At 63.0% G+C, this 18,971-nt stretch carries 15 protein-coding genes; 14 read left to right on the forward strand and 1 reads right to left on the reverse strand.

Annotation, left to right across the window (positions count from 1 at the left end; genetic code table 11):
• The 13 genes from APH35_RS00005 to lpxC all read left to right on the forward strand — a co-directional run.
• A partial coding sequence (locus APH35_RS00005; protein ID WP_177335342.1) for a peptidoglycan D,D-transpeptidase FtsI family protein occupies positions 1-859 on the forward strand: 859 nt, incomplete at its 5' end.
• Positions 856-2,346 (forward strand): UDP-N-acetylmuramoyl-L-alanyl-D-glutamate--2,6-diaminopimelate ligase, encoded by a 1,491-nt coding sequence (locus APH35_RS00010; RefSeq protein ID WP_370739316.1) that lies wholly within the window; start codon positions 856-858, stop codon positions 2,344-2,346. The genes APH35_RS00005 and APH35_RS00010, both read left to right, overlap by 4 nt.
• Positions 2,339-3,706, forward strand: coding sequence for a UDP-N-acetylmuramoyl-tripeptide--D-alanyl-D-alanine ligase (locus tag APH35_RS00015; protein ID WP_060514008.1), 1,368 nt, complete (start codon positions 2,339-2,341; stop codon positions 3,704-3,706). The genes APH35_RS00010 and APH35_RS00015 overlap by 8 nt, the downstream gene beginning before the upstream one ends.
• Positions 3,706-4,788: a phospho-N-acetylmuramoyl-pentapeptide-transferase gene (mraY, locus tag APH35_RS00020; protein WP_003251852.1), complete on the forward strand. Its 1,083-nt coding sequence runs from the start codon at positions 3,706-3,708 to the stop codon at positions 4,786-4,788. The genes APH35_RS00015 and mraY overlap by 1 nt, the downstream gene beginning before the upstream one ends.
• Positions 4,789-4,794: 6 nt before the next feature.
• Complete coding sequence (murD, locus tag APH35_RS00025) at positions 4,795-6,141, forward strand: UDP-N-acetylmuramoyl-L-alanine--D-glutamate ligase (RefSeq protein WP_060514062.1); 1,347 nt, start codon at positions 4,795-4,797, stop codon at positions 6,139-6,141.
• A complete protein-coding gene (gene ftsW / locus APH35_RS00030; protein ID WP_012274060.1) occupies positions 6,138-7,352 on the forward strand; it encodes a putative lipid II flippase FtsW in 1,215 nt (404 codons plus the stop codon). The genes murD and ftsW overlap by 4 nt, the downstream gene beginning before the upstream one ends.
• A complete protein-coding gene (gene murG, locus APH35_RS00035) occupies positions 7,342-8,421 on the forward strand; it encodes an undecaprenyldiphospho-muramoylpentapeptide beta-N-acetylglucosaminyltransferase (RefSeq protein WP_012274059.1) in 1,080 nt (359 codons plus the stop codon). Before ftsW ends, murG begins: the two co-directional genes overlap by 11 nt.
• Positions 8,414-9,862 carry a UDP-N-acetylmuramate--L-alanine ligase gene (murC, locus tag APH35_RS00040; RefSeq protein WP_016713564.1) on the forward strand — a complete coding sequence of 483 codons (1,449 nt, stop codon included), beginning with the start codon at positions 8,414-8,416 and terminating at the stop codon, positions 9,860-9,862. The genes murG and murC overlap by 8 nt, the downstream gene beginning before the upstream one ends.
• Complete coding sequence (locus APH35_RS00045; RefSeq protein ID WP_060493232.1) at positions 9,859-10,815, forward strand: D-alanine--D-alanine ligase; 957 nt, start codon at positions 9,859-9,861, stop codon at positions 10,813-10,815. Before murC ends, APH35_RS00045 begins: the two co-directional genes overlap by 4 nt.
• 5 nt (positions 10,816-10,820) lie before the next feature.
• Complete coding sequence (locus APH35_RS00050) at positions 10,821-11,690, forward strand: cell division protein FtsQ/DivIB (RefSeq protein WP_012274056.1); 870 nt, start codon at positions 10,821-10,823, stop codon at positions 11,688-11,690.
• A 14-nt stretch (positions 11,691-11,704) separates the two neighbouring features.
• On the forward strand, positions 11,705-12,967 hold the full coding sequence (gene ftsA / locus APH35_RS00055; protein WP_012274055.1) for a cell division protein FtsA: 1,263 nt from the start codon (positions 11,705-11,707) through the stop codon (positions 12,965-12,967).
• A 55-nt stretch (positions 12,968-13,022) separates the two neighbouring features.
• Positions 13,023-14,219: a cell division protein FtsZ gene (gene ftsZ / locus APH35_RS00060; RefSeq protein ID WP_012274054.1), complete on the forward strand. Its 1,197-nt coding sequence runs from the start codon at positions 13,023-13,025 to the stop codon at positions 14,217-14,219.
• 112 nt (positions 14,220-14,331) lie between these two features.
• Positions 14,332-15,243: a UDP-3-O-acyl-N-acetylglucosamine deacetylase gene (gene lpxC, locus APH35_RS00065; protein WP_012274053.1), complete on the forward strand. Its 912-nt coding sequence runs from the start codon at positions 14,332-14,334 to the stop codon at positions 15,241-15,243.
• A 53-nt stretch (positions 15,244-15,296) separates the two neighbouring features.
• Here the strand turns inward: lpxC and APH35_RS00070 are convergent, their stop codons facing one another.
• The gene (locus APH35_RS00070; RefSeq protein ID WP_012274052.1) at positions 15,297-15,752 is read right to left on the reverse strand and encodes a DUF721 domain-containing protein; all 456 of its coding nucleotides are present in this window, start codon (positions 15,750-15,752) and stop codon (positions 15,297-15,299) included.
• 301 nt (positions 15,753-16,053) lie between these two features.
• Here APH35_RS00070 and secA point away from each other — a divergent pair, with 301 nt between their 5' ends.
• Positions 16,054-18,789: a preprotein translocase subunit SecA gene (gene secA, locus APH35_RS00075; protein WP_012274051.1), complete on the forward strand. Its 2,736-nt coding sequence runs from the start codon at positions 16,054-16,056 to the stop codon at positions 18,787-18,789.
• Positions 18,790-18,971 lie beyond the last annotated feature (182 nt).

Below are 18,971 nucleotides of genomic sequence, written 5' to 3' on the forward strand. Positions count from 1 at the left end.
CATGAGCGCGGCGCTGCAGAGCGGCCGCTGGAAGCCGACCGACAAGGTCGAGGTGTACCCGGGTAGCCTGCAGATCGGCCGCTACACCATCAAGGACGTGTCGCGCAGCGAGGGCCCGATCCTCGACCTGACCGGCATCCTGATCAACTCCAGTAACGTCGGCATGAGCAAGATCGCCTTCGACATCGGGGGCGAGGCCATCTACCGGGTCATGTCCCAGGTCGGTCTGGGTCAGTACACCGGCCTTGGCTTCCCGGGCGAGCGTGTCGGTAACCTGCCCAACCACCGCGAGTGGCGCAAGGCCGAGACCGCGACGCTGTCCTATGGCTATGGCTTGTCGGTGACTGCCTTGCAACTGGTGCATGCCTACGCAGCGCTGGCAAACGACGGCAAGATGGTGCCGCTGTCGATCATCAAGGTCGACAAGGCCCCGGAAGCGGTGCAGGCCATTCCGAAGGAAACCGCCGAAACCGTTCAAGGCATGCTGCAGCAGGTGATTGAAGCGCCGCGTGGTGTGTTCCGTGCCCAGGTGCCGTTCTATCACGTGGCCGGCAAGTCCGGCACCGCGCGTAAAGCCACCGTGGGCTCCAAGGGTTACACCGAAAACGCCTACCGCTCGCTGTTCGCCGGCTTCGGACCGATGAGCGACCCGCGCTACGCCATCGTCGTGGTCATCGACGAGCCGGGCAAGGGTGGTTACTTCGGTGGTCTGGTCTCGGCGCCGGTGTTCAGCAAGGTCATGTCCGGCACCCTGCGCCTGATGAACGTGCCGCCAGACAACCTGCCGCCACCAGCACCCGCGGCACCTGCCGTGCAATCGCAAGTCAATGCAACAGCCGCCAAGGGAGGGCGTGGATGATGACAATGCCATTAAGCAAACTTTTCGCCCACGCCAGCCGTGACCCGCTGATTCGTGAACTGACCCTGGACAGCCGCAACGTGCGCCCGGGTGACCTGTTCCTGGCCGTGCCGGGTGCCAAGGTCGATGGCCGCGAGCATATCGCCGATGCCTTGACCCGTGGTGCCGCCGCCGTGGCCTATGAAGAGCAGGGCGCCACCGTGCTGCCGCTGACCGAAGTGCCATTGATTCCGGTCAAGGGCCTGATCGCACAGTTGTCGGATGTCGCCGGGCGTTTTTATGGCGAACCCAGCCGCCAGCTGAACCTGGTCGGTGTAACCGGGACCAACGGCAAGACCAGCGTTACCCAGTTGGTGGCCCAGGCGCTCGACCTGCTCGGCCAGCGCTGCGGCCTGATCGGCACCCTGGGTACCGGCTTCTACGGGGAGCTGCAGAGCGGCCGTCTGACCACGCCCGACCCGATTGCCGTGCAGTCGACCCTTTACGATTTGAAAAAGCAGGGCGCCAAGGCTGTGGCCATGGAGGTTTCCTCTCACGCCCTGGAGCAAGGCCGAGTCGCCGCATTGGAGTTCGACATCGCGGTGATGACCAACCTGTCCCGCGACCACCTCGACTACCACGGCAGCATGGAGGCCTATGAGGCCGCCAAGGCCAAGCTGTTCGCCTGGCCCAGCCTGCGTTGCCAGGTGGTCAACCTGGATGACGCCTTTGGCCGTCGCCTGGCCGCTGACTTTGCCCGCCGTCCGAGCGTCGACCATATCGACACCCGGCTGCTGAGCTACAGCCTGGAAAACCCAGATGCCTCGCTGTTCTGTCGCGAGGCCGCGTTCAGTGACGATGGCGTGCGCGCGACGATCGTTACCGCACAAGGTGAGCGTATCCTGCGCAGTCAGCTGCTGGGGCGCTTCAACCTGAGCAACATGCTCGCCGCTGTCGCGACACTGCTGGCACTGGATTATGCACTGGACGAAATCCTCAAGGTCACCCCGCAACTGCACGGTCCGGTAGGCCGTATGCAGCGCCTGGGTGGCGGCGACAAACCGCTGGTGGTGGTCGATTACGCCCACACCCCGGACGCCCTTGAAAAAGTGCTCGAAGCCCTGCGTCCACACGCCCACGGTAAGCTGCTGTGCCTGTTCGGCTGCGGCGGCGACCGTGATCGCGGCAAGCGCCCGCTGATGGCCGAAGTGGCCGAGCGCCTGGCCGATCGCGTACTGGTCACCGATGACAACCCACGTACCGAAGACCCACAGCGCATCTTCGACGACATCCGTCCCGGTTTCGCCCGGCCTGTCTCGGTCGAGTTCGTTGCCGGTCGTGGCGAGGCCATCGCGCAGTTGATTGCCACCGCCGCTGCCAACGACGTGATCGTGCTGGCTGGCAAGGGGCACGAGGATTACCAGGAGATCAATGGCGAGCGCCATGACTTCTCCGATTTGACCGAAGCCGAAAAGGCACTTGCAGCCTGGGAGGCGCCACATGCTTAAGCCACTATCACTCAGCCAGCTGACCACAGCACTGAGTGGTCGACAAATCGGTGCCGATGCCACGTTTACCGGTGTCAGCATCGACAGCCGCAGTGTCGGCGCCGGGCAACTGTTCGTCGCCCTGGCCGGTCCGCGTTTCGATGGTCACGACTACCTGGCCGATGTAAAAGCCAAAGGCGCGGTCGCAGCCTTGGTAGAGCGTGAAGTCGCCGATGTAGACCTGCCACAGCTGTTGGTGGCCGATTGCCGCCTGGCCCTTGGCCAACTCGGTGCATTGAACCGCGCCGCATTCGACAAACCGGTGGTGGCCATTACCGGCTCCAGCGGCAAGACCACGGTCAAGGAAATGCTCGCCAGCATCCTGCGTACCCGTGGCCTGGTGCACGCTACCCGTGGCAACTTGAACAACGACCTCGGTGCGCCGCTGACACTGCTGGAGATCGCCCCGGAGCACAGCGCCGCAGTGATCGAGCTGGGCGCCTCGCGCATGGGTGAGATCCGCTACACCGTGGGCCTGACCCAGCCGCAGGTGGTCATCATCAACAACGCCGGTACCGCTCACGTTGGCGAGTTCGGCGGCCCGGAGAAGATTGTCGAAGCCAAGGGCGAGATTCTCGAAGGCCTGGGCGAGGGCGGCATTGCCATCCTCAACCTGGACGACAAGGCCTTCGCCATCTGGAGTGCGCGTGCCGGCTCGCACAAGGTCGTCAGTTTCGCGCGCAGCAACCCGAAGGCCGATTTCCACGCCACGGACATCGGTCGCGATGCACGTGGCTGCCCGTCGTTCAAGCTGCATGGCGCGGGTGAAACGGTAGACGTGCAACTCAATGTGCTGGGCGAGCACAACGTCAGCAATGCCCTGGCCGCTGCCGCCGCTGCGCATGCCGTTGGTCTGAGCCTGAACGGTATTGCTGCCGGCCTGGCTGCAGTGCAGCCGGTCAAGGGCCGTACCGTGGCACAGATTGCGCCGAACGGGGTACGGGTGATCGACGACAGTTACAACGCAAATCCCTCCTCCATGTGCGCGGCCATTGATATACTCGCCGGCTTTTCCGGACGCACCGTCCTGGTGCTTGGGGATATCGGCGAATTGGGGCAATGGGCGGAAGAAGGCCATCGTCAGGTGGGTGACTACGCGCGTGGCAAGGTCGATGCCCTGTACGCAGTGGGTTCCAACATGACACACGCGGTCAAGGCGTTCGGCGCCAATGGCCGCCATTTCGCTACTCAAGCTGAGCTGATCGACGCAGTTAGCGCCGAACACGCCAGCGACACCACTATTTTGATCAAGGGCTCGCGCAGCGCTGCGATGGAAAACGTCGTGGCGGCATTGTGCGGTGCCAGCGGGGAGAAACATTAATGCTGCTGCTGTTGGCCGAGTATCTGCAACAGTTCCACAAAGGCTTCGCGGTCTTCCAGTACCTGTCCCTGCGCGGGATTCTTGGTGTACTGACCGCGTTGTCCCTGGCGCTGTGGCTGGGGCCGTGGATGATCCGTACCCTGCAAATTCGCCAGATCGGCCAGGCCGTGCGTAACGACGGCCCGCAATCGCACCTGTCCAAGTCCGGCACCCCGACCATGGGTGGCGCGCTGATCCTGTCGGCCATCGCCGTCAGCACCCTGCTGTGGGCGGATCTGAGCAACCGTTATGTCTGGGTTGTGCTGATCGTCACCCTGGCGTTCGGTGCCATCGGCTGGGTCGATGACTACCGCAAGGTGATCGAAAAGAACTCGCGTGGCCTGCCGAGCCGCTGGAAGTATTTCTGGCAGTCGGTGTTCGGCCTGGCGGCGGCAGTGTTCCTGTACAAGACCGCGCCAACCAGCGTGGAGACCACCCTGATCCTGCCGTTCATCAAGGATGTCACCATTCCGCTGGGCGTCGGCTTCGTGGTGCTGACTTACTTCGTCATCGTCGGCTCGAGCAACGCGGTCAACCTCACCGATGGCCTTGACGGCCTGGCAATCATGCCGACAGTGATGGTCGGCGGTGCGCTGGGCATCTTCTGCTACCTGTCAGGTAACGTGAAGTTCGCCGAATACCTGCTGATCCCCTATGTGCCGGGCTCGGGCGAGCTGATTGTGTTTTGCGGCGCGCTGATCGGTGCCGGCCTGGGCTTCCTGTGGTTCAACACCTACCCGGCACAAGTGTTCATGGGCGACGTCGGCGCGCTTGCGCTGGGCGCTGCGCTGGGCACCATCGCCGTGATCGTGCGCCAGGAAATCGTGCTGTTCATCATGGGGGGCATCTTCGTTGTCGAAACCCTGTCGGTGGTGATCCAGGTCGCCTCCTTCAAGCTGACCGGCAAGCGCGTGTTCCGCATGGCGCCGATCCACCACCACTTTGAACTCAAGGGCTGGCCAGAGCCACGGGTGATCGTCCGCTTCTGGATCATCACCGTGATCCTGGTGCTGATCGGCCTTGCAACCCTGAAACTGAGGTAGATGAGCGTGTCTTTGATCGCTTCCGACCAATTCCGCATCGTTGTCGGCCTCGGCAAGAGCGGCATGTCCCTGGTTCGCTTCCTGGCGAACCGGGGCATTGCCTTTGCGGTCGCCGACACCCGCGAGCAACCGCCGGAACTGGACACCCTGCGCCGTGATTACCCGCAGGTGGAAGTGCGCTGTGGTGAGTTGGACGTGGACTTCCTGTGCCGCGCCAACGAGCTGTACGTGAGCCCTGGCCTGGCCTTGGCCACGCCGGCCCTGCAGCAGGCGGCCGCGCGCGGCGTGAAGCTGTCCGGCGATATCGAGTTGTTCGCCCGCCATGCCACCGCGCCGATCATTGCCATCAGCGGTTCCAACGCCAAGAGCACCGTCACTACCCTGGTCGGCGAAATGGCCGCCAAGGCCGGCAAGCGCGTGGCCGTGGGCGGCAACCTCGGTACCCCGGCGCTGGACCTGCTGGCCGATGATGTCGAGCTGTACGTGCTGGAGCTGTCCAGCTTCCAGCTGGAAACCACTGACCAGCTCAACGCTGAAGTGGCTACGGTGCTGAACATCAGCGAAGACCACATGGATCGCTACAGCGGCCTGCCTGCCTACCACTTGGCCAAGCACCGGATCTTCCGGGGCGCCAAGCAGGTGGTGGTCAACCGTCAGGACGCCCTGAGCCGGCCGCTGCCGGTGGAAGGCCGCCCATGCTGGACCTTCGGCCTCAACCAGCCGGACTTCAAGGCCTTTGGCCTGCGTGAAGTGGATGGCGAAAAATACCTGGCGTTCGAGTTCCAGGCGCTGATGCCGGCGCGCGAGCTGAAGGTTCGCGGCGCTCACAACCAGAGCAACGCCCTGGCGGCCCTGGCCTTGGGGCATGCCGCCGGCCTGCCGTTCGAGCCCATGCTCGAAGCCCTGCGTGAGTTCGGTGGCCTGGCCCACCGTTGCCAGTGGGTACGCGAGCGTAACGGGGTGAACTGGTACGACGATTCCAAGGCCACCAACGTGGGTGCTGCCCTGGCCGCCATCGAAGGCCTGGGGGCCGATATCGAAGGCAAGCTGGTGCTGATTGCCGGTGGCGATGGCAAGGGCGCTGAATTCACCGCACTGCGCGAGCCGGTCAAGCGTTTCTGCCGCGCCGTGGTGTTGCTGGGGCGTGATGCCGAGCGTCTGGCCGACGCCTTGGGCTATGACGTGCCGCTGGTACGGGTCAAGAGCCTCGACGACGCCGTGCAGCAGTGTGCCCAGCTGGCCCAGGCCGGTGATGCCGTGCTGCTGTCGCCGGCGTGTGCCAGCCTCGACATGTTCAAGAACTTCGAAGAACGCGGGCGCCTGTTCGCCCAGGCAGCGGGAGGCCTTGCATGATCTTTGGCATCCTCAAGCCTTACCCGTCGCCGCTGATCAGCGGCCGTGGCATCGACCTGGACTTCCCGATGCTTGCCGGTTGCCTGGCCTTGCTGGGCCTTGGCCTGGTGATGATCACCTCGGCGTCCTCGGAAGTGGCTGCGGTGCAGTCGGGCAACCCGCTTTACCACATGTTCCGCCACCTGGTTTACGTATCCCTTGGCCTGGTTGCCTGTGGTGCGACCATGCTGGTGCCGATCGCCACCTGGCAGCGCATGGGCTTCATGATGCTGCTGGGCGCCTTCGGCCTGCTGGTGCTGGTGCTGGTGCCAGGCATCGGTCGTGAAGTGAACGGCTCCATGCGCTGGATCGGTTTCAGCTTCTTCAACGTGCAGCCTTCGGAAATTGCCAAGGTGTTCGTGGTCATCTACCTGGCCGGCTACCTGGTGCGCCGTCAGACCGAGGTGCGCGAAACCTGGATGGGCTTCTTCAAACCGTTCATCGTGCTGCTGCCCATGGCTGCACTGCTGCTGATGGAGCCGGACTTCGGTGCCACCGTGGTGATGATGGGCGCGGCGGCGGCGATGCTGTTCCTTGGCGGGGTGGGGCTGTTCCGCTTCAGCCTGATGGTGGTGCTGGCGGTGCTGGCGGTGTTCGTGCTGGTACAGGCGCAGCCGTACCGGATGGCGCGCCTTATCACGTTCACCGACCCGTGGTCCGACCAGTTCGGCTCGGGTTACCAGCTGACCCAGGCGCTGATTGCCTTCGGCCGTGGCGAGTGGCTGGGTGTTGGCCTGGGCAACAGTGTGCAGAAGCAGTTCTACCTGCCTGAAGCGCACACCGACTTCGTGTTCTCGGTATTGGCCGAAGAGTTGGGCGTGGTCGGCTCGCTGGTGACCATCGCCTTGTTCGTGTTCGTCACCGTGCGTGCCCTGTACATCGGCCTGTGGGCGGAGAAGGCCAAGCAGTTCTTTGCCGCCTATATGGCGTTCGGCCTGGCCTTCCTGTGGATCGGCCAGTTCCTGATCAACATTGGCGTGAACGTCGGCCTGCTGCCGACCAAGGGCCTGACCTTGCCATTCCTCAGTTACGGGGGCAGCTCGCTGGTGATCTGCTGTGCCTGCGTGGGCCTGTTGCTGCGCATCGAGTGGGAAAGCCGCACGCACCTGGGCAGCGAGGAACACGAATTCAGTGAAAGCGATTTTGCCGAGGAGACCAGTCATGGCCGCTGACGGCAAGAATGTATTGATCATGGCAGGCGGCACCGGGGGCCATGTGTTCCCGGCCCTGGCCTGCGCCCGAGAGTTCCAGGCACGCGGTTACAGCGTGCACTGGCTGGGCACCCCGCGCGGCATCGAGAACGAGCTGGTGCCACAGGCAGGCTTGCCATTGCACCTGATCCAGGTCAGCGGCTTGCGCGGCAAGGGCAAGCTGTCGTTGCTCAAGGCGCCGTTCACCCTGATCAAGGCCGTGCTGCAGGCGCGGCGGATCATTCGTCAGCTCAAGCCGGTATGCGTACTGGGCTTTGGCGGTTACGTGACCGGCCCTGGTGGCGTTGCTGCGCGGCTGTGCGGCGTGCCGCTGGTGATTCACGAGCAGAATGCCCGGGCCGGTACCGCCAATCGCCTGCTGGTGCCACTTTCGGCGCGGGTCTGCGAAGCTTTCCCGAACACCTTCGAGGCTAGCGACAAACGTCGCACCACCGGCAACCCGGTGCGCCCGGAGCTGTTCATGGACGCGCAACGCGCGCCCCTGGCCGAGCGCCGTGCACGCCTGTTGGTGCTCGGTGGCAGCCTGGGTGCGGAACCATTGAACAAATTGTTGCCTAAGGCCCTGTCCGAGGTGCCCGCTGGGCTGCGGCCAGAGGTGTTCCACCAGGCCGGCAAGCAACACGCGCCGATCACTGCCGAGCGTTATCACGAGGCGGGCGTCGCAGCTCAGGTAGAGCCCTTCATCAAAGACATGGCCCAAGCCTATGGCTGGGCCGACATGGTGGTGTGCCGGGCCGGTGCCCTGACCGTCAGCGAGCTGGCGGCAGCAGGCCTGCCTTCGATGCTGGTGCCTTTGCCCCACGCAATCGACGACCACCAGACCCACAACGCCCAATATCTGGCCCGCGAAGGCGCTGCCTTCCTGATGCCACAAGCGACAACTGGCGCAGCGCAGCTCGCTGAACGCCTGAACGAGGTGCTGATGCAACCCGAGAAACTCAACGTCATGGCAGGCACCGCACGGCGCCTGGCCAAACCTGCCGCAACCAGCACCGTGGTCGATATCTGCCTGGAGGTGGCCCATGGTTGAGAGCCAGAAAGCCATGCCCCAGCCGAAGATGGGCCGTATTCGCCGTATTCACTTCGTCGGTATCGGCGGCGTGGGCATGTGCGGTATTGCCGAAGTGCTGCTGAACCTGGGCTATGAAGTGTCCGGTTCCGACCTTAAAGCTTCGCCGGTCACCGAGCGCCTGGAATCGTTCGGCGCCGAGATTTTCGTTGGCCACCGTGCCGAGAACGCCGCTACCGCCGACGTGCTGGTGGTGTCCAGCGCGATCAACCCGGCCAACCCGGAAGTGGCCACCGCCCTCGAACGGCGCATCCCAGTGGTACCGCGTGCCGAGATGCTGGCTGAGCTGATGCGCTATCGCCACGGCGTTGCCGTTGCCGGTACCCATGGCAAGACCACCACCACCAGCCTGCTGGCGTCGGTGTTTGCTGCCGGTGGCCTGGACCCGACCTTCGTCATCGGTGGCCGCCTGACCGCTGCCGGTACCAATGCCCAGCTGGGCACCAGCCGCTACCTGATCGCCGAAGCAGACGAAAGCGATGCCAGCTTCCTGCACCTGCAGCCGATGGTGGCCGTGGTCACCAACATCGACGCCGACCACATGGCGACCTACGAAGGCGACTTCAACAAGCTGAAGAAAACCTTCGTCGAGTTTCTGCACAACCTGCCGTTCTACGGCCTGGCCGTGATGTGCCTGGACGACCCGGTGGTGCGCGAAATCCTGCCGCAGGTGAAGCGTCCGACCGTGACCTACGGCTTCAGCGAAGAGGCCGACATCCGCGCCATCAACGTGCGCCAGCAGGGCATGCAGACCCACTTCACCGTGCTGCGCCGTGACCGCGAGCCATTGGAGGTGTCGGTGAACATGCCCGGCAACCACAACGTGCTCAACGCCTTGGCCACTATCGCCATTGCCACTGACGAAGGCATCACTGACGAAGCCATCATCCAAGGCCTTTCTGGCTTCCAGGGTGTCGGCCGTCGCTTCCAGGTGTACGGCGAGCTGCCGGTCGAAGGCGGCAGCGTGATGCTGGTCGACGACTATGGTCATCACCCGACCGAAGTGGCCGCGGTGATCAAGGCCGTGCGCGGTGGCTGGCCAAGCCGTCGCCTGGTGATCGTTTACCAGCCGCACCGCTACAGCCGCACCCGCGACCTGTATGACGATTTCGTCCAGGTACTGGGCGATGCCAACGTGCTGCTGCTGATGGAAGTGTACCCGGCCGGCGAAGAGCCGATCCCCGGTGCCGACAGCCGTCAGCTGTGCCACAGCATCCGTCAGCGCGGCAAGCTGGACCCGATCTATATCGAGCGTGGCGCCGAGCTGGCGCCGCTGGTCAAGCCACTGCTGCGCGCTGGTGACATCCTGATCTGCCAGGGTGCCGGTGATGTTGGCGGCCTGGCCCCGCAGTTGATGAAAAGCCCGCTGTTCGCAGGCGCCAAGCAGGAGAAGTCGAAATGACCAGCGCCTACGACAAGCTGCACTCCACCTTGGACGTCAAGGCATTCGGCCGCGTTGCCGTGCTGTACGGTGGCAAGAGCGCCGAGCGTGAGGTGTCGTTGAAGTCTGGCGCTGCGGTGATCGATGCGCTGACAACTGCCGGTGTCGACGTGGTTGCCATCGACGTCGGTGACGACCTGCTCGCGCGCCTGCAAAGCGAGAAAATCGACCGCGCCTTCATCATCCTCCACGGCCGTGGCGGTGAAGACGGCAGCATGCAAGGCCTGCTGGAGTGCCTTGGCATCCCCTACACCGGCAGCGGCATCCTTGCTTCGGCGCTGGCCATGGACAAGCTGCGCACCAAGCAGGTGTGGCAGAGCCTGGGCATTCCGACCCCGCGTCACGCGGTATTGGCGAGCGAAAGCGATTGTTTGCAGGCCAGTACGGAACTGGGCTTCCCGCTTATCGTCAAACCCGCCCATGAAGGCTCTAGCATCGGCATGGCCAAGGTGAACAGCGCCCAGGAACTGGTCGCCGCCTGGCAGGACGCCGCCAAATACGATTCCCAGGTACTGGTGGAACAGTGGATCCACGGCCCGGAGTTCACCATCGCGGTACTGCGCGGCCAGGTGCTGCCGCCGATCGCCCTGGGTACGCCGCACGTGTTCTACGACTACGACGCCAAGTACATCGCCAACGATACCCAGTACCGCATCCCGTGCGGCCTGGATAGCGCCAAGGAACAGGAACTGATCGACCTGACCGCACGTGCCTGCGATGCCATCGGCATCGAAGGCTGGGGGCGGCTGGACGTGATGCAGGACGAGCAGGGCCGGTTCTGGCTGCTCGAAGTCAACACCGCACCAGGCATGACAGATCATAGCCTGGTGCCCATGGCGGCCCGCGCGGCCGGCCTGGACTTCCAGCAACTGGTGCTGGCAATCCTGGCCGAAAGCGTGGCGACGCGAGGTTAACAACCATGCAAGGCGCGATGATACGTCAGCAGCAACCCGTTACCGGCCGTAGCAAGCCGGTGCCGCGTGGTGCCAGCCGGCTGGTGGCCGACGAGCCCGTATCGGCGCGCCTGCCACGGCCAAGCCTGGGCGGCCTCAAGCGCCTGCTGTGGCCGGTGCTGCTGGTGGCGGCCGGTTTTGGTGCCTACGAGGGCGCCATTCGGCTGATGCCGTACGCCGACCGGCCCATCACCAAGATCGACGTGCAGGGTGACCTCAGCTACATCAGCCAGCAGTCGGTGCAGCAGCGTATCGCGCCCTACGTGGCGGCAAGCTTCTTCAGTGTCGACCTGCCGGCGATGCGTGCCGAGCTTGAGCAGATGCCCTGGATCGCCCATGCCGAAGTGCGCCGGGTGTGGCCCGACGAGGTGGTGATCCGCCTGGAAGAGCAACTGCCGGTAGCCCGCTGGGGTGATGAAGCTTTGCTCAACAACCAGGGCCAGGCCTTTACCCCGCGCGAGCTGGCCAACTACGAACACCTGCCGCAGTTGGCCGGGCCGCAGCGTGCGCAGCAACAAGTCATGCAGCAGTATCAGGTATTGAGCCAGATGCTGCGCCCCCTGGGCTTTTCCATCGCTCGCCTGGAGCTGCGCGAGCGAGGCAGCTGGTTCCTGACCACCGGTGCGAGCAGTGCCGGGCCGGGCATCGAGCTGCTGCTGGGGCGCGACCATCTGGTGGAGAAGATGCGCCGTTTCATTGCCATTTACGACAAGACACTCAAAGACCAGATCACCACTATCGCCCGCATTGATCTGCGTTATTCCAACGGACTTGCCGTTGGTTGGCGGGAACCGATTGCACCGACGACGGCCCAACCCGCCGTTGCGAAGAATTAGAGAGAGGCAGGACCATGGCAAACGCGCATAGCGGCAAAATGATCGTCGGGCTGGACATTGGCACCTCCAAGGTGGTGGCGCTGGTGGGCGAAGTGGGCGAAGACGGCACCCTGGAAATCGTCGGGATCGGCACTCATCCGTCCCGTGGCCTGAAGAAGGGCGTGGTGGTGAACATCGAGTCCACCGTGCAGTCGATCCAGCGCGCCGTGGAAGAGGCACAGCTGATGGCCGGCTGCCGCATTCACTCGGCGTTCGTCGGCGTGGCTGGCAATCACATCCGCAGCCTGAACTCCCACGGTATCGTCGCCATCCGCGACCGCGAGGTCAGCGTGGCCGACCTGGAGCGCGTACTCGACGCCGCTCAGGCCGTGGCGATTCCGGCCGACCAGCGCGTGCTGCACACCCTGCCGCAGGATTACGTGATCGACAACCAGGAAGGCGTGCGCGAGCCGCTGGGCATGTCGGGCGTACGCCTGGAAGCCAAGGTTCACGTGGTCACCTGCGCGGTCAACGCGGCGCAGAACATCGAGAAGTGCGTACGCCGCTGTGGTCTGGAAATCGACGACATCATCCTCGAGCAGCTGGCTTCGGCCTATTCGGTACTGACCGATGATGAAAAAGAGCTGGGCGTGTGCCTGGTGGACATCGGTGGCGGCACCACCGACATCGCCATCTTCACCGAGGGTGCCATCCGCCACACCGCAGTCATCCCGATTGCCGGCGACCAGGTGACCAACGACATCGCCATGGCCCTGCGTACCCCTACCCAGTACGCCGAAGAAATCAAGATCCGCTACGCCTGCGCCCTGGCCAAACTGGCCGGCGCCGGCGAGACCATCAAGGTGCCGAGTGTGGGCGACCGCCCACCGCGTGAGCTGTCGCGCCAGGCCCTGGCCGAGGTGGTGGAGCCACGTTACGACGAGCTCTTCACCCTGATCCAGGCCGAACTGCGCCGCAGCGGCTACGAGGACCTGGTGCCGGCCGGCATCGTGCTCACCGGCGGCACCGCGAAGATGGAAGGCGCCGTGGAACTGGCCGAGGAAATCTTCCATATGCCGGTACGCCTGGGCGTACCGCACAGCGTTCGGGGGCTGAGCGACGTGGTGCGCAACCCGATCTATTCCACCGGCGTGGGCTTGCTCACCTATGGCCTGCTGAAGCAGTCCGAGGACCTGGTCCTGACCGGTAACAGCAACAGCAGCAACAACAGCTATGGCGATGAACCGAAGGCCCCAGTGCTTGAGCGCTTCAAGAAATGGGTCCAGGGCAACTTCTAAGTTTCAAAGCAGTAGTGGTAGGCGCAACAACTAGAGAACTGTAAGGAGAGGGAAAATGTTCGAGCTCGTAGACAACGTCCCGCAAAGCCCGGTCATCAAGGTGATCGGCGTTGGTGGTGGTGGCGGCAACGCCGTCAATCACATGGTCAAGAGCAGCATCGAAGGCGTGGAATTCATCTGCGCCAACACCGATGCCCAGGCGCTGAAAAACATTGGTGCGCGCACCATTCTGCAATTGGGCACTGGCGTGACCAAGGGCCTGGGTGCTGGTGCCAATCCGGAAGTCGGCCGTCAGGCCGCGCTGGAAGACCGTGAGCGCATCGCTGAAGTGCTGCAAGGCACCAACATGGTGTTCATCACCACTGGCATGGGCGGCGGTACCGGTACCGGTGCAGCGCCGATCATTGCCGAAGTGGCCAAGGAAATGGGCATTCTCACCGTAGCCGTGGTGACCCGTCCGTTCCCGTTCGAGGGTCGCAAACGTATGCAGATCGCCGATGAAGGCATCCGCATGCTGGCTGAAAGCGTCGACTCGTTGATCACCATCCCCAACGAGAAGCTGCTGACCATCCTGGGCAAGGATGCCAGCCTGCTGTCCGCCTTCGCCAAGGCTGACGATGTACTGGCCGGTGCCGTGCGCGGTATTTCCGACATCATCAAGCGCCCTGGCATGATCAACGTCGACTTTGCCGACGTGCGTACTGTAATGGGTGAGATGGGCATGGCCATGATGGGTACTGGCTGCGCCAGCGGCCCGAACCGTGCGCGTGAAGCCACCGAAGCCGCGATCCGCAACCCGCTGCTGGAAGACGTCAACCTGCAGGGCGCGCGCGGCATCCTGGTGAACATCACCGCAGGCCCGGACCTGTCGCTGGGTGAGTACTCCGACGTGGGTAGCATCATCGAAGCCTTCGCCTCTGACCACGCGATGGTCAAGGTCGGCACCGTGATCGACCCGGACATGCGCGACGAACTGCACGTGACGGTCGTGGCCACTGGCCTGGGCGCGCGCATCGAGAAGCCTGTGAAGGTAGTCGACAACACCCTGCAGACCGCCCAGCAGGCGTACGAAGCGTCCAACCCTGCGCCGGCCCGCCAGGAGCAGCCAGCGGTCAACTACCGTGACCTGGAGCGCCCGACCGTAATGCGCAACCAGGCCCATGCAGGTGCTGCCGCAGCCGCTAAACTGAACCCTCAGGATGACCTGGACTACCTCGATATCCCGGCTTTCCTGCGTCGTCAGGCTGATTAATGGAATTTATCAGGGGTATAAAGGTGATTGGTATTCATCAAAGGTTGGGTCTGTTATCATCCCCAGCCTTTGTTGATACCTGTTCGCAATTTGCGCTGAAGCGGCCAATGCCATGATTAAACAACGCACCCTGAAGAATACCATCCGTGCCACAGGTGTCGGTCTGCACTCCGGGGAGAAGGTTTACCTGACCCTCAAGCCTGCACCTGTTGACACCGGCATCGTCTTCCGCCGCGCCGACCTCGACCCTGTGGTCGAGATCCCTGCGCGTGCGGCCAACGTCGGCGAGACAACCATGTCGACGACGCTGGTCAACGGTGACGTCAAGGTCGATACGGTCGAGCACCTGCTCTCCGCCATGGCGGGCCTGGGCATCGATAACGCCTACGTCGAGCTCTCCGCCTCGGAAGTGCCGATCATGGATGGCAGCGCCGGACCCTTTGTATTTCTGATTCAGTCTGCCGGCCTGGAAGAACAGGACGCAGCCAAGAAGTTCATCCGCATCCTGCGTGAGGTAACTGTGGAAGAGGGCGACAAGCGCGCCACATTCCTGCCTTTCGAAGGGTTCAAGGTGAGCTTCGAGATCGACTTCGATCACCCGGTGCTTCGCAACCGGACCCAAAGCGCCAGCGTCGACTTTTCCAGCACCTCGTTCGTGAAGGAAGTCAGCCGCGCGCGTACCTTCGGCTTCATGCGTGATATCGAGTACCTGCGCAAGCACAACCTTGCGTTGGGTGGCAGTGTCGAGAACGCCATCGTGGTCGATGAGGACGGCGTGCTCAACGAAGACGGCCTTCGTTACGAAGACGAATTCGTCAAGCACAAGATCCTCGACGCCATTGGCGACCTGTACCTGCTGGGCAACAGCTTGATTGGCGAGTTCAAGGGCTACAAGTCCGGCCACGCGCTGAACAACCAGTTGCTGCGCAAGCTGATTGCTGAAACCGATGCCTGGGAAGTGGTCACTTTCGAAGATGCCAGTACGGCACCGATCTCGTACATGCGCCCTGTTGCGGCCGTGTAAGTTCGAACACTCTCTCTAGTGTTGTAATCAAGGCCACCTTCGGGTGGCCTTTTTTATGGCTTGTGCTGAGCGTGGGCTGCCAGCCGTTCCAGCGCTGCGCGCAGCTTGGGGTCGGTGATGCCCTCGGCGGTATCGCGCAGGCTTTCGGCTGCGCTGTTCGACAGCTCTGCGGCGTGCCCACCACGCTTGGCCGGCACCAGCGGCGGCTGCACCTTGTACAGGATGCGCCTGAGGTTGCCGAAAGCTTCCATGGCCTGCAATGCCGCCAGCAAACGCTTCTGCTGGTAGCGCAGGCGGGTTGCCCAATGGCCGTCGGTCACCACCAGCAACAAGGTGCCATCACGCCACGACGCCACGTGACAGTGCTCGCGGGCCGCCGGTTGCAGTTGGCTTTCCAGCAGGCGCTGCAGGTGCTCCAGGCGCTCGGCCTGGTTCAGCAGCAGGCGCAGTGGGCGCACCTGGCGCAGCAGGGCGGAGGGCGGCTGGGCGGGGGAGGGTTTGTAGGCCATGGGGTACGCATGAGATGGCAAGAGCGGCAGTTTAACACCTCTATAGCCTGTGGCGGCCGTTCGCGGGCAATGCAAGATACGAGTCATTCTCGATACGTTTCATGAACACGGGCCTTGAACTCAGGGAAAATGCCCCTATCTAAAACAAGCCCCCGCCAAAACGCTGTAATAGCATCGTGGAAATCCACCACTTTCCTCACCATCGTTTCCGGGTAGAATGCTCGTTCGCATGCGGCCTTAGGGCTGCACGGGCGACTCATGGGGCCGCCCTCCATCCCTACGTGTGGAAGATCCTGCCGATATGTTTGCGCCTTTGTTAAAAAAACTTTTTGGAAGCAAGAACGAGCGTGAAGTCAAACGCATGCTCAAGACGGTGAGTATCGTCAATGCCTTCGAAGAGAAGATGGTGGCCCTCTCCGACGAGCAGCTGCGGGGCAAGACCGCAGAGTTCAAGGAGCGCCTGGCCAAAGGCGAGACACTGGACCAATTGCTGCCCGAAGCCTTCGCCGTGGCCCGTGAGGCCGGCAAGCGCGTAATGGGCATGCGCCACTTCGACGTGCAGCTGATCGGTGGTATGACCCTGCACGAGGGTATGATCGCAGAAATGCGCACCGGTGAAGGCAAGACCTTGGTCGGTACCCTGGCCGTGTACCTCAACGCATTGTCCGGCAAGGGCGTGCACGTGGTCACCGTCAACGACTACCTGGCCCGCCGTGACGCCAACTGGATGCGCCCGCTGTACGAGTTCCTCGGCCTGTCGGTCGGTATCGTCTCGGCCTTCCAGCCGCCGGAAGAAAAGCGCGCCGCTTATGCGTCCGACATCACCTACGGCACCAACAACGAATTCGGTTTCGACTACCTGCGCGACAACATGGCGTTCAGCCAGGAGGAGAAGTTCCAGCGTGAACTGAACTTCGCCGTGATCGACGAAGTCGACTCGATCCTCATCGACGAAGCGCGTACCCCGCTGATCATTTCCGGCCAGGCTGAAGACAGCTCCAAGCTGTACATCGAAATCAACCGCCTGATCCCGCGCCTGACCCAGCACATCGAAGAGGTCGAAGGCCAGGTCACCCAGGAAGGCCACTTCACCATCGACGAGAAGAGCCGTCAGGTCGAGCTGAACGAGGCCGGTCACCAGTTCATCGAAGAGATGCTGACCCAAGCGGGCCTGCTGGCCGAAGGCGAGAGCCTGTACTCCGCCCATAACTTGGGCCTGTTGACCCACGTTTACGCTGGCCTGCGCGCGCACAAACTGTTCCACCGCAACGTCGAGTACATCGTCCAGGACGGCCAGGTCCTGCTGATCGACGAGCACACCGGCCGTACCATGCCGGGCCGTCGTCTGTCCGAGGGCCTGCACCAGGCCATCGAGGCGAAAGAAAACCTGAACATCCAGGCCGAGAGCCAGACCCTGGCTTCGACCACCTTCCAGAACTACTTCCGCCTGTACACCAAGCTGTCCGGCATGACCGGTACCGCCGACACCGAAGCGTTCGAGTTCCAGTCGATCTACGCCCTCAACGTGATGGTCATTCCGCCGAACAAGCCGCTGGCGCGCAAGGACTTCAACGACCTGGTGTACCTGACCGCCGACGAGAAATACGCCGCGATCATTGCCGACATCAAGGAAAGCATGACCAAGGGGCGGCCGATCCTGGTGGGTACCGCGACCATCGAAACTTCCGAGCACATGTCGAACCTGCTCAAGAAGGAAGGCATCGACCACAAGGTACTGAACGCCAAGTACCACGAAAAGGAAGCCGAGATCATCGCGCAAGCGGGTGCTCCGGGTGCCCTGACCATCGCCACCAACATGGCTGGCCGTGGTACCGACATCCTGTTGGGCGGTAACTGGGAAGCCGAAGTGGCCGCCCTGGAAAACCCGAGCGCCGAACAGATCGCCCAGATCAAGGCCGACTGGCAGAAGCGTCACCAGCAGGTGATCGAGGCCGGTGGCCTGCACGTAATCGCCTCCGAACGTCACGAATCGCGTCGAATCGACAACCAGCTGCGTGGCCGTTCCGGCCGTCAGGGCGACCCAGGCTCCAGCCGCTTCTACCTGTCGCTGGAAGACAGCCTGATGCGCATCTTCGCCTCTGACCGGGTGAAGAACTTCATGAAGGCACTGGGCATGCAGTCGGGCGAGGCCATCGAGCACCGCATGGTCACCAACGCCATCGAGAAGGCCCAGCGCAAGGTCGAAGGCCGCAACTTCGACATCCGTAAGCAACTGCTCGAATACGACGACGTGGCCAACGAGCAGCGCAAGGTGATCTACCACATGCGCAACAGCCTGTTGGCCGCCGAGAACATCGGCGACACCATCGTCGAATTCCGCCAGGAAGTTCTGGACGCTACCATCAGCCAGCACATTCCGCCGCAGTCGCTGCCCGAGCAGTGGGACGTGGCCGGCCTGGAAGCTTCGCTGGCCAGCGATTTCGCCATGAAGCTGCCGATTCAGCAGTGGCTCGACGAGGATGATCACCTCTACGAAGAGACCCTGCGCGAGAAGCTGCTTAACGAAATCACTACCGCCTACACCGAGAAGGAAGACCAGGCCGGTATCGAAGCCCTGCGTACCTTCGAGAAACAGATCCTGCTGCGCGTGCTGGACGACCTGTGGAAAGACCACCTGTCGACCATGGACCACCTGCGTCACGGTATTCACCTGCGCGGCTATGCGCAGAAGAACCCGAAGCAGGAGTACAAGCGCGAGTCGTTCAGCCTGTTCCAGGAGCTGCTGGAGTCGATCAAGCGCGACACCATCCGCGTGCTGTCGCACGTACAGGTTCGCCGCGAAGACCCTATCGAAGAAGAAGCCCGCCTGCGTCGCGAGGCCGAAGAACTGGCCAGCCGCATGCAGTTCCAGCACGCCGCCGCACCGGGCTTGGAAAGCGAGCAACTGAGCGAGGAGGGTGCCGAAGTGGCGGTAGCCGCGGCGCCAGTACGTAACGACCAGAAGTTGGGCCGCAACGAACCGTGCTGGTGTGGTTCGGGCAAGAAGTTCAAGCATTGCCACGGGCAGATCGAGTGATCTGATCCACTCGCAGTAACGTGACAAATCCGGGGCCGCCGTGCGGCCCATTCGCGGCACAAGGCCGCTCCCACAAGGACCGCGCCGCATTCTAGGCTGCGATGCCCTTGTGGGAGCGGCCTTGTGCCGCGAATGGGGCGCGAAGCGGCCCCGTTCTTCCATCATCATTTCACCGTTTTTCT

The organism is Pseudomonas sp. NBRC 111132 (genome assembly GCF_001320565.1).
GTDB classification, from domain to species: domain Bacteria; phylum Pseudomonadota; class Gammaproteobacteria; order Pseudomonadales; family Pseudomonadaceae; genus Aquipseudomonas; species Aquipseudomonas putida_P.